This is a genomic window from Flavobacterium sp. PL02 (assembly GCF_035013205.1).
In the GTDB taxonomy this organism is placed as follows: domain Bacteria; phylum Bacteroidota; class Bacteroidia; order Flavobacteriales; family Flavobacteriaceae; genus Flavobacterium.
The window spans coordinates 25275-39794 of the sequence record NZ_JAYGJP010000001.1 but is presented as its reverse complement, the minus strand read 5'-3'; the positions used below and the strand labels follow the sequence as shown (position 1 = coordinate 39794).

The window sequence follows — 14520 nt, the reverse complement described above, 5'->3', positions numbered from 1 at the left end:
GAACAAATATAAAATGCACTTTTCTAGAGAACATCACAACATATACAGTCTAGGCTTTTGTATCTATAAATAGAACAAAACAATCTATAAGCACTAAGCGATAACAAATACATCATTCGGCACTAAAATTTGCCATTTAGTCTATTGGAAGTGCCGATATATATATCTTCTTTTTTTTAAAATAATATCATAACTACTTTTGAACCAATAAATAAATAATGAAAATAAAAACTTTACTATCCTTACTTATTATGGTTCCGATATTTACAATTTATGCTCAAAATGGCTATAACGTGGATTTGAACATAAAGACAGAACCTGCAGATAAAATTACATTAAACGAAACAAGCATCGGAATTTCGGCTTATAAAAACATTGATACCAAAAACAAGATTACAAATACATTACAATACAAAAATATCGGAGTTAAGTATAACATAGAAAACTATGATTTTAAGTACAATTATAATCCATATAACAGTATTAAAAACACATTAATAGTTACACATCTATTAACACAAAAAACAACGTTGAACCTAGAAATAGAACCAACATTAAATTTTCAGCAAAACCTTAATCTTTCAGATTTATCGGTTTTAGGAGGATTAGAGATTAATAAGATTATTGATAAAAACAACACTATAAATATTGGAGTAAAAAGGACTAATGCCTTAGGATTACCTAAAATAACTCCAACATTTTCTTTTTATCATAAAATAAGTGAAGCTGCTACAATGACTATTGGTTTTCCTAATTCAGCAATAACATATTCTAACAATGAAAGAAATGTATTTAGGCTGACAAATAGTTTTAATGGAGATTTTTTTAATCTGGATAACACTAAATATTTAGACGGTAATACAGCCACAAAAGCGAGTTTATCTCAAATTACTACTGCATTAGAATATGAGAGAAACATGGATGGAAATTGGTTTGTAAATTTTAAAGCCGGGTATGATTTTAATAAAAAATATCAATTATCAAATCATGATAACGATAACGTTTATGATTTTAATATTGGCAACAGCTACATTCTTAACATTGGTATAAAATACAAACACTAATAAATATAATACATTATGAATAGTTTAAAAAAAGGAATATTATTCGCAACATTTATTACGAGTCTCTCTTTTGTAGGCTGTAGTAATGATAATTCCGATGACGAATTAATGGGAAACTGGATCAAAAAATCTGCTTTTGATGGTCCTGCAAGATCTAGTGCTGCAAGTTTTGTAATTGGAGCATATGCTTATGTGGCAACAGGATATACTGGAGATGAGTATCTAAAAGATCTTTGGGTGTACAATTCTATAGGAGATTATTGGGAGCAAAAAGCACAATTTCCAGGAGTTGCAAGAAGCTCTGCATCTGCTTTTGAGTTAAACGGAAAAGGCTACATTGGTCTTGGTTATGATGGTACCAATAAATTAAAAGACTTTTATGAGTACAACCCCGCAACGAATGTTTGGGAACAAAAAGCAGAATTTGCAGGTACGGCACGTTATTCGGCAGTAGGATTTCAAGTTGGCGGAAAAGCCTATTTCGGCACAGGTTACGATGGTAATTATCTAAAAGATTTTTATCAGTATAATCAAAACTCTAATACCTGGACTCAGGTAAATGGTTTTAGTGGAAACAAAAGAAGAAATGCAACCGTTTTTGTAATTAATAACAAAGCATATTTAGGAACTGGAGTAAATAGCGGTTCGAATCAAAATGATTTCTGGCAGTTTGATCCAGGCACTGATCTTTGGACTAAAAAAAGAAATCTCGACGATAGCGAAGATGACCATGAAACATACTCAATAATGCGCTCAAATTCCTCTAGTTTTACTATGAATGGTTTAGGATATATTGTTTGTGGAGAAGGCTCAAAAACAATCTGGGAATACAACCCAATTACTGATTTATGGCAAGAAAGAACCTCGCTAGAAGGTGCCTCAAGAACTGACGCTGTTGGTTTCGCTATTAATGATAGAGGGTTTGTTTTATTAGGCAGATCTGGTTCGTCTTATTATGATGATGCATGGGAATTTAAACCTCTGGAAGAACAAAATGATGATGACAATTAATATCAAAAATCGATTCTTCTGGGCAAAAATCCAGAAGAATTCTTATTCTTCGGTCTCAAAAATCATTGCAGTAATTACTATTTTATTACTTGTAGCCTGCAATAAAAAAGAGAAATATCATGTAGAATCTATAAAAACCGCTACTGGTTGGGGATACACAATTGCTAATGATGAAAAAATCATAATCAAACAAACCATAATTCCTGTTATTGATAATAACAAGAGCTTTACTACCGAAAAAGAAGCCTTAAAAACTGGGAATTTGGTAGTAAAAAAGCTTGAAGCTAATTTATCACCAACGGTAACAAAAAAAGATTTAATTTTATTAGATATAACTATCTAAATGAACGTCGAAATAATCAAGAATACTAGTTCTAACAAAATACTATTTCATAGTGTTATATGGACTTTCTTTATCTTAACCTCATTGATTCAATTTTACGAAAGCCCGTTCCAGATAACGCCTGATTTTTATGTTCAATGGATTACTGGAATTATATTATTTTATCTAAACTATTTCTATTTAGTTCCAGCATTGCTTTTACAAAAAAGGTACTGGCTCTATTCCGTATTTATTATAGCTCTAATTGTCACTTTTATAATCATTCGGGATAGTTATTTCATACCCGATATACAACTAGCCAGGAGAATGCCTCCGATGAAAACAGTTCCTAGTGAAGGACCTCCTGTGCATTTTAAGAATATTAAATTTAGAACTACAATGGTTACTCAGCCCTTGTTTTTTAAAATAGCTCCTTCGTTTTTTTATATTTTAATAGTAACTATAAGTGCCATTATTAAGACATTATCAGAGTTTTATAATAACCAACAAAATAAATTAATAGCCGAGACACATCGTACAACTACTGAGTTGATTTATTTGCGAAAACAGACAAATCCTCATTTTTTGTTCAATTCATTAAATAGTATTTATTCTCTAGCACATAAAAAATCTGATTTAGTTCCAGATGCAATCGTAACATTGTCTGAATTGATGCGCTATATGTTGTATGAGACTGACAATAAAACGGTAGCTCTCGAGAAAGAGATAAACTACATTCAGAATTACATTGAGTTACAAAAATTAAGACTAAACAACATCGAGAACATTACTATTAATGTACATGGTGAACCTAAAAACAAATTTATAGAACCATTATTGTTAATCTCATTTGTAGAGAATGCTTTTAAATATGGAACAGATTATAAAGGAGCTTCTTTTGTAAAAATTAGAATAGTTATCGGACAAAACAGCTTGGATTTTTGGGTAGAAAACAAAGTAGAAAACTATAAAAAAGACCCTGAAAATTCTGGAATTGGATTAACTAATATTCAAAGTCGCCTAAACCTTCTTTATCCAGATGCACACGAACTTAAAATAACCGAAACAAAGAAATTTTATAACGTACATCTCAACTTAAAACTAGACGAAATACAAACTGCTATCACTTAAGATTAAGTTAATAATAGTCTAGATAGCAATATACTATAACAGGAAATTAACTATTGAAAATCTAATTTTAACTTGTCTTTAGTGGTCAAGTTATATTTTCGCATCATAAATTTATCTAAAAAAGACGGCAAATGAAATGTGTAATTATAGATGATGAACCTCTGGCAGTCGAGTTACTTAAGGATTTTGTGAGTAAAGTCGATTCTTTAGAGTTAGTAAGTACTTTCAATAACGCAATTGATGCTATTTCTATTATAAATCAAACGAGTATTGATTTGATATTTCTGGATATTGAAATGCCTCATTTTTCAGGAATAGATTTTTTAAATGCTATCGAAAAGAAACCTTTAGTCATTTTTACAACAGCTTATTCTGATTATGCTGTTGAAGGATTTAATCTTGGTGCTGTAGATTATTTAGTAAAACCAATTCCGTTTCATCGTTTTTTAAAATCGGTTGTAAGAGCACAACAATTATTTAATCCGTTGCATATTCCTGCAAGTGTAAATCCTATTTCGGCTCCCGAAATCAACCATGATTTCATGTTTGTAAGAGCCGAATATGAGAATATAAAACTAAACTTTTCGGATATTTTATTTATTGAAGGATTAAAAGATTATGTAAAAATTTATACTACAGACAATAAGTACACCTTAACATTAATAAGCCTTATAAAACTTGAAAATTTACTTTCGAATAAAGGTTTTTCCAGAATTCACCGATCGTACATTATTAATATCAAACACGTAAAATCAATTCAAAAAAATAAAGCTTTGATTGGAGATAAAAGAATTCCTATCAGCGAAAGCTATAAAAATGCTTTCTTCGAAAAAATAAATTTGTAACTACCTCTACTCTTCTTTAAACCAGCTGGAATACATTACGTAATTATTAGAAATACGTTCTATTTCGCCAGCAAAATCAGATTGGTCTATATCTTTTACTTTCTTTGCAGGAACTCCAGCATAAATACTACCAGAGGTTACAACTGTATTTTGTGTTACTACAGCGCCAGCAGCTACAATAGCATTGCTCTCGACAACACAATTATCCATTACGATTGCTCCCATTCCTATTAATACATTATCATGTATCGTACAACCATGTACAATTGCATTATGCCCTATTGAAACATTATTTCCTATAATCGTTGGATGCTTTTGGTAAGTACAATGAATAACAGCACCATCCTGAATATTTACTTTATTCCCGATTTTAATAAAATTTACGTCTCCTCTAATCACAGCATTAAACCAAACGCTGCATGAATCCCCAAAAGAAACATCTCCTACAATCGTTGCATTTTCGGCTACATAACAATCCTCTGGAATATTAGGTGTTTTTCCGTTTACAGATTTTATCAACATGAAATTTATTTTTAAAATGAATTATAATTAGTTTATTGCAGGACAATCGCAATCATATCGTTCACGCTTACAGAATAAGTTAAGTCCCAAAGTAATCTGATGGTATGCTCCGTTATCAAACTTTACATTACCCGTAACTTGCGAATATGTATAAGCAAACATGAAGTTTTTATAATTAACCCCTAAGATAGGAGTTATGTATTGTAATTTTTGAGTAGATATTCCGGAACCATTATAATATTGGGCTCCATCAAAACTTCTTCTATATGATAACCCAGCCCAAAGACTACCAAAATCCATATTCTTATATGCTTTCAGGTTAATATCGACTAACTTCTCTTTTGTTTTATCAAATAATTGAAAAAGAACTGAAGGTTCCCACAATAATTTCTTTTTATTTCCAAAGACATATCCTGCACTCAAAAGATATTTTCTCAGATTATCACTTTCAAATTCTGTATATATTTCTCGTCTTGATTCAACAGCTCCTTGAACTGTGGCATGGGCATAAAAGTTAAGATAGTTATATGATGCTCCAAAATCTACATTAAAATAAGTATCCTTTTGAATATCTCCAACAACAATTGGATCAAATGCTTCAAAAGCTGTTTCGTCTAACTGATTCTGAATCACACCTACATTCATACCAAATGAAAGCTGATTTAAATCAATCTCATCTCTAGAAAAAAGAATATGATATGCATAAGTAAGTTTAACTCCTTTTTGAGAATGGTAACCATTTTTATCATTAAAAACTATAATTCCAGCTCCTGACCTACTATCTCCAATTCGACCATTAAAACTTAAAGTTTGCAATGTTGGCGCATCATCCTGACCAAACCATTGCTTACGCGCTGTTAGCCTAAGTTTTGCACAATTTGCCGCACCAGCCATCGAAGGATGTATCAAGTAATAATTATCCGATAAATAATCTGAATAAACAGGAATCCCTTCTTGAGAGTATGAATAAGAAAATATAAATAATAGAAAAACTGAATATTTAATTTTACTATACATTGGGGGCAGGTTTATTAAAGTAGGTGTTAAAATTTTATTTTAGTATTAAAATATGGTAAAAATTCCTAAGATTGAGGAAATAATACGCTATTTTCATATTAAATATCAAATATAACTATTAGTAGAAAATAACTTTAGTAAATTTGTAAAAAATTACTAAATCATGACAAAACTCACTATAAAAGAAACACAAAATCCTACTATACTAAAATTCGAATTTCCTGACTTTATAACTAAGAATGAGAGCTTTGAATTTAAAAATATTGATGAAGCTAAAAACTCTCCATTAGCTCAAAAACTTTTTCATTTACCATTTGTAAAAACTGTATATATCTCAGGTAATTTTATTGCTATCGAAAGATATAGCATTGTTGAATGGAATGATGTAAAAGATGCTGTAGCTGAACAAATCGAAGCTTTTGTAAACGATGGTGGAGTAATAATAAGTATTGACGAAAATAAACCTAAAAAGCAGCCAATAACTGTTTATGGTGAATCGACTCCTAATCCTGCAGCCCTAAAATTTGTAGTAAGCAGAATGTTGACTAAAAATGCAATAGAATACAAAAATATTGACCAAACTGCATCTTCTCCATTAGCACAAGAATTATTTAAATTTCCTTATGTAAAAGAGATTTTTATAGATGAAAATTATATTTCGGTAACTAAATATGAGATTAATGATTGGCAAGAAATTACTCTTGAGCTAAGAACTTTCATTAAACAATATATTGAAAACGGAGGAACTGTTTTAGACGAAAGTCTAATCGAAGTAGCAACTAAAAATGATGTTACTAAAGATGAAGCTTTTGATAAACTGGATACAACATCACAACAAATCATCAATATATTAGAAGAGTATGTAAAACCTGCGGTAGCTGCCGATGGTGGAAATATTGCTTTTGATTCTTATAATGAAACGGATAAAACTGTAAAAGTGATTTTACAAGGAGCTTGTAGCGGTTGTCCGTCATCAACGTTTACACTTAAAAGTGGTATCGAAAATATGCTAAAAAGTATGCTAAATGACGATAACATAAAAGTAGAAGCTGTAAATGCATAACCCTTCATTTCTATAAAAAATTTAAAAAAGCGCTTCAATCGGAGCGCTTTTTTATTGTCGTAAAAAAACGAAAATTAAAACACAAACTACTTATTATCAATAAATTATTACTCCGTAAATAATATATTTCTTTAAAAAAAGATTAATATTGTAATCTAAATTAATCAACAAGAACTATTATGGGATTATCAACATTTTTTAAGAATTTGTTCGGCACTGCCAAGGAGTCTGCTACAGAATTAGCAGACCAAGCCGAAAGTACATTTGAACAAGCAAAAGAAGCTGCTGCTCCTTATCTTGAAAAAGCCGAAACATTTGCCGAAGAAACCATAGGCAAGGTTAAAGAAGCATCGGCTCCATATCTTGAAAAAGCGGAAACATTTGCTGGAGAAACTTTCGAAAAGGTTAAAGAAGTTTCTGCCCCAATACTAGACAGCGCTGAAGATTATGTAAATCAAGCAAAAGATACCGTGAGCGAATATGCTGGAAAAGCTTCGGATGCTATCGAAAAAGCAGTTGATTCGGTTAAAGAAACTGCTTCAACAACAGCCGAAACTGTTACAGAAGAAACAAAATCTCTTGCAGCCGATGCAACTGACGCAGCCGATGAAGCTTCGGATAAAGCATTAAATAAATAGTTAAAGATGATCTCGATTTTTAATTAATAAAATAATTAATTTTTATCTTTGTCAAACTAATTCAAACCTTCTCTATGAGAAGGTTTTTTTATATTAAAAAAAATGAATCTAAATCCAGAACAAATTAGTGAGTACGTTAATCAATTTATAAAAATATTAGTTGATTATTCTCCAAAACTAATTTCAGCTTTTCTTATTTTATTTGTAGGACTCTACATTATTCGTGTTGTAAATAGAGTAATGCGTCGAATAATGGTAAAACGTAACCTCGACCCTACCTTATCTAAATTCCTTGCGGATATTTTATTGTGGGCATTACGCATATTACTATTTGTATCATTTATCTCCAAACTAGGAATTGAAACATCTTCATTTGTAGCTATTCTTGGTGCCATGGGTCTTGCAGTAGGTTTGTCACTACAAGGTTCCCTTTCTAATTTTGCCGGAGGTATGCTTATAATTGTATTTAAACCTTTTAAAGTTGGTGATACAATTGAAGCACAAGGTATTATTGCAACCGTTTCTGAAATACAAATATTTGTAACTAAGTTGCTTACCGCAAACAATCAAACTGTATTTGTACCAAATGGAGCTTTATCTAATGGCACAATTATTAATTATTCTATGCAAGGTCAACGTAGAGCTGACTTAACATTTGCAATTGCTTATGATGCTGATATTAAAAAGGCAAAAGATATTCTTGAAAAAATATTAGTAGACAATCCTAATGTGCTTAAGAATCCTGCGCCAGAAGTTTTCGTAAAAAACCTAACAACTAGTTCTGTAGAATTTGCAGTGCGTCCTTGGGCAAAAAATGAAAATTTCGGAACTGTTATTTCTCAGACTTTAGAAAATTGCAAAATTGCTTTAGACGAAGCAGGAATTTCCGTTCAGCCTTATACTCTTCAAAAATAAAATAGTTTTTATTGCTTTTTGGGAGTTGTAACCATAAAATCTTTCAAATAGTAAGGTTCAAAATAAGCGACATCCACAATGTCGTTTATTTTGAATTTATCAAAACTTATAGTACTCATTTCTTTTGCCGATGGGTATTTAACTTCTTCTAGAAAAATAAAATTTTCTTTTGTTAAAACTGGTTTGCATTTTTCGGCACAATCTCCAACAAAATAAATTGTTTCGGTATATTCTTCAAAAGAGTTTTCGGTAATAATTTCAGCCAAAATTTCTCTTTGCTTTTCTAACTTTGAGTTAAACACAGCACTATACACTTCCATTCGTCTAGCATCCAGCATCGGAACAATTAAGCCATTTGTAACATTTGCCTGAGAAGCTAATGTTTGTAATGTATCTACAGCTATTAATGGAATATTCAATGCAAAACATAACCCTTTTGCAGCCGAAACCCCTATACGCAATCCTGTGTAAGATCCAGGTCCCTGACTAACTGCAATTGCAGATAAATCCTTATAAGTAATTCCTGCTTCCAGAATACATTCTTCGATAAAAACATGTAATCTTTCGGCGTGAGAATAGCCTTCTTCAGAGATTTCTTTGTGCAGAATAATTTTTCCTTCTTTTGCTAAAGCAACAGAACAGTTCTTTGTAGCGGTTTCAATATTAAGAATGTAAGCCAAACTAATTTTATATTTTATGGAAACAAAAAACAATCTAATTCTACTATAGAACTAGATTGTCTTGTCATTATTATTTTTTCTCTTTATCGGATTTAAGGCTAACCTTATCTCCTGAATTCAAATCTTTCGAAACTGTTGTGTATGGCCCTGTAATTACCACATCTCCGGCTTTCAGTCCAGACATTACTTCGATGTTTGTATCGTCTTGAATTCCTGTCTTGATAATTCTAATTTTAGCTTTATCTCCTACTTTTACAAAAACACATTCGAATTTTTTGTCGTTTTTAGGAGCTACTTTTTTATCATTTGGATCTTCAATTTTAATTTCTTTTACAGCTGTAGTATCAGATTTTACAACTACGGCACTTATTGGCACCGCTAACACATTCTTTTTTGTGTTTGTTATAATATCAACTGTTGCTGTCATTCCTGGTCTAAAAGGCGAATATGCTTCTGGCTTCCCTTCCAATAAATCCTGATACGATTCTTTTAAAATTCTTACTTTAACTTTAAAGTTTGTTACCTGATCAGATGTTAATGTACTGCTTGCCGAATTAGAGATACTTGTTACGATACCTTTAAATTGCTTTTTTAAATAAGCATCTACTTCAACATTTGCTTCGTCTCCAACTTTTATTTTTACAATATCATTTTCGTTTACATCAACTTCAACTTCCATATTGTTCAGGTTGGCAACTCTTAAAATTTCAGTTCCAGCCATTTGTTGGGTTCCTAAAACACGCTCTCCAAGCTCTACATTAAGCACAGAAATTGTTCCATCTGCAGGAGCATAAATAGTAGTACGTCTTAAATTATCTTTAGCTTCATTTACAGATGCTGAAGCACTTTGTACAGCAAAATAAGAATTTTGCTTGGTTGCTTTGGCAACTTCAAAAGAAGCTATTGCTTTATCCCAATCTGACTTGGAAATAATTCCTTTTTCAAATAACTTTTTATTTCTTTCATAACTAGCCTTTGCCTCTTTAAAAGAAGCATCTGATTGACTTAAACCAGCTTTGGCTCCAGACAAATTAGAAACGGTACGATCATAACTGGATGTATATAAATCCGGATTTATTTTTACCAATAAATCTCCTTTTTTAACAACTTGCCCTTCTTTTACATTTAGTGCAATAATTTCTCCTGAAACCTCTGATGAAATTTTCACTTCAATTTCTGGCTGAATTTTTCCTGTTGCCGAAACAGTTTCTACAATAGTCGATGCCATTACTTTTGCAACTTCTATTTCTGTACCAGCATCTTTATTTCCTATTACACCTTCTTTCTTAAACCAAACTAATGCTGCAATGACAACTATTACGCCGCCTAATAAGAAATAAATTGTTTTTTTTGACATAATGAACTAGTTTTTAACAATTGGAATTCCAAAATAGAATTCTAATATTTTAATTTTAAATATATAGTCGTACTTCGTTCTAATAACTTCCGACTGTGCATTAGTAAGTAATGTTTGTGATTGATTAAAATCAAATGCATTCATTAATCCTACTGCAAATTTTTCTTTAGCATAATCATAAGCTCCTTGTCTTGATTCTAATGCCACAACCGATGCTTCATGTGCATTTAACGCTCCTTTTGCATCTGTAAAAGCAGTATAAACATTACGCTGTAAATCTAAGTTTTTTTGTTCTAATTCGATCTTAGATTTCTCTAAACTTACTTTTGAACGTTCTACGTTATTTCTTGCAGAGAAACCATTAAAAACTGGCACTGATAACTGGAAACCAAACGACTGTCCTTTATTATCTTTAAACTGATCCAAAATTGGCGCTGCATTTCCTAAAACTGGCGAAAAATTATTTTGCAATACACTTTGATTTGTCCCTTGTACAAAACCAATTTGCTTAGTAGGATTATTTGCATCTGGAACTGCCCCTGTAACAATATCTGAGTAACTTGCTCTGGTATTAAAATTATAAAATGCACTTAAAGTAGGCTGATAAGCACCTCTGGCAATAGAGACATTTTTCTCAGCAATTTCCAGATTCGTTTTAGCAATTTTTAAATCTGTTCTTTCTTCTTTTGCTTTTTCATAAATTGTACTTGCCGACTGTGACAAAATAGAATTTCCATCATTTATATTGGTATCGTCAACAACATCAAAATCTTCAAATTGTTTTAGTTGTAACAACTGTGCCAAACTTAATTTAGAAATTAGCAACGTATTCTCTGCAATGATAACATTTTGTTTACCAGTTGCAACAGTAGCTTTAATATCTAATAAATCTCCTCTTGGGATTGTTCCTGCTTTTACCAATTCGTCTGAACGTGTATATTGTTTTTCACTAATTGCAAGTTGTTCTTGTTGTACTTTTAAATTTTCTTTATTAAAAAGTACTTGCAAAAATGCATTTGCTACATTAAGCGAAATATCTTCTTGCATTTTTTGCAATTGATATTTTGATGCAACAATAGATAAATTAGCTTTACGTAATGTATTCTGATTTTGTAATCCTTTATAGATATCAACACCTACACTTGCTCCAACAGAAGAGTATTGTGTGGTTTGATTTTCAAGTAATCCCGTTGTAATATTCTGATTTAAACCAACGTTCCAGGAGTGTGAAGCATTGGCATTTACCGTAGGCAAATAATTTCCTATAGCAGATTTTTTATCAATAGTAGCACTTCTGGTATCTAATTCCGATTGTTTAATCGAAATATTGTTATCCAATGCATACTTTACGCATTCTTCTAACGTCCATTTTTTAGATTGCGCCTGAATTGACGCTCCAAATAGCAAGACAAAAACAAAATAAATATATTTATTATTTTTCATAAACTTTGAATCAAAGCATAGCAAAGATACTATACAAATTTAACATTCTTTAAAAACCAAAAATTCTTTTTTTCTAACTGCTACTTATTTTTTCTCTTCTTCTTTTATCAAGCCTTGATTCCAAATTTTTATTTTATCTGTAGCTGTAATACCACTTTTCACCTGAACATAAATTCCATCACTAACGCCTAAAACAAGGTCTTTTCTCTGAAATTTTTGTGGCGCAGTTTCTACTTCAACATATGGCTTTTGAGTTTTTTTATCAAATTGTACCAATGATTCTTTTATAGCCAAAACTTTTTCTGCTTTATCTAATATAATCGATGCATTTGCACTTAAACCTGCTCTAATAAATGTATCATCTCTATTTTCAAGTGACCCTTTTATTTGAAACTGAATCGCTCCATTTTCTACCACTCCTTTTGGTGCAATATAACGTAAAATTGCATCAAATTTTTTGTTTTCTATGGCTCCAACGGTAATTTCAATTGGCATTTTTTCTTTGATTTTCCCAACTTCAGATTCATCAATTTTTCCAACAAAAATCATTCTTCCCACATCTGCCACACTTGCAATTGTAGTTCCCTCGTTAAAGTTATTACTTTCGATAACCTGATTACCTACTTTTACAGGTACATCTAGTACCATTCCCGTTACTGTTGAACGAATTAAAGTATTAGCATAATTTCCTAATCCAGATGTAGTTCCTGTTTTTACAATATCAAAACTTTGTTTAGAAGATAAATAAGTTTGTTTTGCTTGTTTGTAAGCCACTTGTGCAGCATCAAAATCATTTGCAGAAATTACCCCTTTATCAAACAATGTTTTTTGTCTTTGATATAATTTTTCTTGATTATCTAATGCAATCTTAGCTGTCTGAACTTGATTTTGAGTATTACTTACATTCGAAACATTTGCAACAACTTTAATCTTAGCAATCATGTCTCCTGCTTTTATAGTCTCTCCTGCTTTTATATAAACAGCTTCGATAATTCCCGAAATATTAGGTTTGATAAGTACCTCTTCATCAGGCTGAATATTCCCTGTCGCAATTGTATTTTTAACTATCGTTTTTATCTCAGCTTTTTCTGTTTGATAAACAATTGGCGACTCTTGATTTTTTGCATACAAGTAATACAAAGCCCCGAAGAAAACTACTGCGATAAAAATTAAAACGGTTATGGTTACTCCTTTTTTCATTTTGTTTTTTGTTTAATCGATTATTTTATTGATTGATAATTTATTCTGCTCGCAAAGCATCTACTGGCTTTACATTTATTGCAGTTTGTGCCGGAATAAATCCTGCCAGCAAACCTGACCCTACTAATATTAATAATGCTACAAAAACAACTCTTAAGTCTACCGTTGGATTCGCAAACATCGTTTCTCCTTCTTGAGGCATCGAAGCCAATACCATATTAAGAATTGCAATAACCCCAGTTGCAACAGCAATACCTAACATTCCAGATATAATAGTTAAGAATATAGATTCCGAAAGTATTTGTCTGCGAATGGCTCCAGGTGTTGCTCCCAATGCTCTACGAATTCCTATTTCTTTGGTTCTCTCTTTTACCACGATAAGCATAATATTAGAAATTCCGATAACTCCAGAAATTAAAACTAAGGTACCTACAAAATAAGCAATGAATGTTAAGATTGTAAACAATCCTTGCACTTGATTAAATCGTTCAAACAAATCGAAATTCCCAACTGCTCTATCATCAATAGGATTAATAGAATGTCTTTCTTTTATTATTTCTATGATCTTTGGTTTTAAATCTGTTATGGAGGCTTTATCATTTGCAGTAAGCGCCATCCATCCTACTTTATCTCCGTAATTAAAGGCTTGCTGAAAGGTTGTAAAAGGAACAAATATATTTTTTTGTTCCGCTTCAGCGTTTCCATTATTCTGATTTTTAGAATAATAAACCCCTACTACCATAAAATTTACACCATTCACTTTAATGTAAGTCCCTATAACTTCTTCGGCTTTTCCATAAAGTCCACTTATAACTCCTTTCCCGATAACGGCAACTTTTCTATTTTCTTTAATATCTTGTTGGTTTATAAAACGCCCTTTTATAATATCCATAGGCTGTTGTTTAATAAGCTCCGGATAATCACCAAAAATAGTAAACGCAGAAGTTTTAGTACCTCGAACAACATTATTAACACCATCATTAGAATCTCCTAATTGGTTACGAGGAGACACATATAATAAGTCTGGCAAAGCCTCTTTTAAAGCTGCAACATCACTATTTTTAAAATCATAACGTCGTGTTTTAGGCAATCCCTTGTAAGGTTTTGATGTAGTTTGACTCCACATAAACATCGTATTTGTTGCAATACCATCAAATCCTTTTTTAACACCATTCTCTAAACCATTTCCTGCTGCGAGTAAGATTACTAAAATGAATATTCCCCAAAACACACCAAAAGCGGTAAGCACTGTTCTAAACACATTAGCCGTTAAAGCTTCTAAAATCTCTTCCCAATTATCTCTATCAAACAT

Annotated in this window: 15 protein-coding genes; 8 read left to right on the top strand and 7 right to left on the bottom strand. The window is 31.5% G+C overall.

Annotation, left to right across the window (positions count from 1 at the left end; all coding sequences use genetic code 11):
- Positions 1-218: 218 nt before the first annotated feature.
- The 5 genes from SHI72_RS00175 (at position 219) to SHI72_RS00155 (ending at position 4373) form a co-directional block, all read left to right on the top strand.
- On the top strand, positions 219-1064 hold the full coding sequence (locus SHI72_RS00175; protein WP_323488668.1) for a DUF6268 family outer membrane beta-barrel protein: 846 nt from the start codon (positions 219-221) through the stop codon (positions 1062-1064).
- 15 nt (positions 1065-1079) lie between these two features.
- Positions 1080-2075 (top strand): galactose oxidase, encoded by a 996-nt coding sequence (locus SHI72_RS00170; RefSeq protein ID WP_323488667.1) that lies wholly within the window; start codon positions 1080-1082, stop codon positions 2073-2075.
- Positions 2059-2418, top strand: a complete 360-nt coding sequence (locus tag SHI72_RS00165; protein WP_240474752.1) for a DUF4907 domain-containing protein — start codon at positions 2059-2061, stop codon at positions 2416-2418. Before SHI72_RS00170 ends, SHI72_RS00165 begins: the two co-directional genes overlap by 17 nt.
- Entirely contained in the window at positions 2419-3528 is a 1110-nt protein-coding gene (locus tag SHI72_RS00160) for a sensor histidine kinase (RefSeq protein WP_323488666.1), read from the top strand.
- Positions 3529-3659: 131 nt separating this feature from the next.
- A complete protein-coding gene (locus SHI72_RS00155; protein WP_323488665.1) occupies positions 3660-4373 on the top strand; it encodes a LytTR family DNA-binding domain-containing protein in 714 nt (237 codons plus the stop codon).
- A 6-nt stretch (positions 4374-4379) separates the two neighbouring features.
- Here SHI72_RS00155 and SHI72_RS00150 read toward each other — a convergent pair whose 3' ends face one another.
- A complete protein-coding gene (locus SHI72_RS00150) occupies positions 4380-4895 on the bottom strand; it encodes a gamma carbonic anhydrase family protein (protein WP_039114849.1) in 516 nt (171 codons plus the stop codon).
- A gap of 27 nt (positions 4896-4922) precedes the next feature.
- Positions 4923-5912 (bottom strand): type IX secretion system membrane protein PorP/SprF, encoded by a 990-nt coding sequence (locus tag SHI72_RS00145; RefSeq protein WP_039114851.1) that lies wholly within the window; start codon positions 5910-5912, stop codon positions 4923-4925.
- A gap of 163 nt (positions 5913-6075) precedes the next feature.
- Here SHI72_RS00145 and SHI72_RS00140 point away from each other — a divergent pair, with 163 nt between their 5' ends.
- From SHI72_RS00140 to SHI72_RS00130, 3 genes are all read left to right on the top strand, one after another.
- Positions 6076-6975, top strand: coding sequence for a NifU family protein (locus SHI72_RS00140; protein ID WP_323488664.1), 900 nt, complete (start codon positions 6076-6078; stop codon positions 6973-6975).
- A 179-nt stretch (positions 6976-7154) separates the two neighbouring features.
- Positions 7155-7613 (top strand): YtxH domain-containing protein, encoded by a 459-nt coding sequence (locus SHI72_RS00135; RefSeq protein WP_323488663.1) that lies wholly within the window; start codon positions 7155-7157, stop codon positions 7611-7613.
- A gap of 102 nt (positions 7614-7715) precedes the next feature.
- Entirely contained in the window at positions 7716-8528 is an 813-nt protein-coding gene (locus tag SHI72_RS00130) for a mechanosensitive ion channel family protein (protein ID WP_039114858.1), read from the top strand.
- Between the two features lie 8 nt (positions 8529-8536).
- Here SHI72_RS00130 and tsaB read toward each other — a convergent pair whose 3' ends face one another.
- The 5 genes from tsaB to SHI72_RS00105 all read right to left on the bottom strand — a co-directional run bounded on the left by tsaB (position 8537) and on the right by SHI72_RS00105 (position 14520).
- On the bottom strand, positions 8537-9208 hold the full coding sequence (tsaB, locus tag SHI72_RS00125; protein ID WP_039118372.1) for a tRNA (adenosine(37)-N6)-threonylcarbamoyltransferase complex dimerization subunit type 1 TsaB: 672 nt from the start codon (positions 9206-9208) through the stop codon (positions 8537-8539).
- Positions 9209-9278: 70 nt separating this feature from the next.
- On the bottom strand, positions 9279-10565 hold the full coding sequence (locus SHI72_RS00120; protein ID WP_323488662.1) for an efflux RND transporter periplasmic adaptor subunit: 1287 nt from the start codon (positions 10563-10565) through the stop codon (positions 9279-9281).
- Positions 10566-10571: 6 nt separating this feature from the next.
- On the bottom strand, positions 10572-12008 hold the full coding sequence (locus tag SHI72_RS00115; RefSeq protein ID WP_039114863.1) for a TolC family protein: 1437 nt from the start codon (positions 12006-12008) through the stop codon (positions 10572-10574).
- An 84-nt stretch (positions 12009-12092) separates the two neighbouring features.
- Positions 12093-13208, bottom strand: coding sequence for an efflux RND transporter periplasmic adaptor subunit (locus SHI72_RS00110; protein ID WP_039114865.1), 1116 nt, complete (start codon positions 13206-13208; stop codon positions 12093-12095).
- A gap of 40 nt (positions 13209-13248) precedes the next feature.
- Positions 13249-14520, bottom strand: coding sequence for an ABC transporter permease (locus SHI72_RS00105; protein WP_039114867.1), 1272 nt, complete (start codon positions 14518-14520; stop codon positions 13249-13251).

Bases quoted from the DNA above. Each gene is read 5' to 3' on its own strand.
- SHI72_RS00175 (WP_323488668.1), top strand. From the start codon at position 219: ATGAAAATAAAAACTTTACTATCCTTACTTATTATGGTTCCGATATTT.
- SHI72_RS00170 (WP_323488667.1), top strand. From the start codon at position 1,080: ATGAATAGTTTAAAAAAAGGAATATTATTCGCAACATTTATTACGAGT.
- SHI72_RS00165 (WP_240474752.1), top strand. From the start codon at position 2,059: ATGATGATGACAATTAATATCAAAAATCGATTCTTCTGGGCAAAAATC.
- SHI72_RS00160 (WP_323488666.1), top strand. From the start codon at position 2,419: ATGAACGTCGAAATAATCAAGAATACTAGTTCTAACAAAATACTATTT.
- SHI72_RS00155 (WP_323488665.1), top strand. From the start codon at position 3,660: ATGAAATGTGTAATTATAGATGATGAACCTCTGGCAGTCGAGTTACTT.
- SHI72_RS00150 (WP_039114849.1), bottom strand. From the start codon at position 4,895: ATGTTGATAAAATCTGTAAACGGAAAAACACCTAATATTCCAGAGGAT.
- SHI72_RS00145 (WP_039114851.1), bottom strand. From the start codon at position 5,912: ATGTATAGTAAAATTAAATATTCAGTTTTTCTATTATTTATATTTTCT.
- SHI72_RS00140 (WP_323488664.1), top strand. From the start codon at position 6,076: ATGACAAAACTCACTATAAAAGAAACACAAAATCCTACTATACTAAAA.
- SHI72_RS00135 (WP_323488663.1), top strand. From the start codon at position 7,155: ATGGGATTATCAACATTTTTTAAGAATTTGTTCGGCACTGCCAAGGAG.
- SHI72_RS00130 (WP_039114858.1), top strand. From the start codon at position 7,716: ATGAATCTAAATCCAGAACAAATTAGTGAGTACGTTAATCAATTTATA.
- SHI72_RS00120 (WP_323488662.1), bottom strand. From the start codon at position 10,565: ATGTCAAAAAAAACAATTTATTTCTTATTAGGCGGCGTAATAGTTGTC.
- SHI72_RS00115 (WP_039114863.1), bottom strand. From the start codon at position 12,008: ATGAAAAATAATAAATATATTTATTTTGTTTTTGTCTTGCTATTTGGA.
- SHI72_RS00110 (WP_039114865.1), bottom strand. From the start codon at position 13,208: ATGAAAAAAGGAGTAACCATAACCGTTTTAATTTTTATCGCAGTAGTT.
- SHI72_RS00105 (WP_039114867.1), bottom strand. From the start codon at position 14,520: ATGTTTGATAGAGATAATTGGGAAGAGATTTTAGAAGCTTTAACGGCT.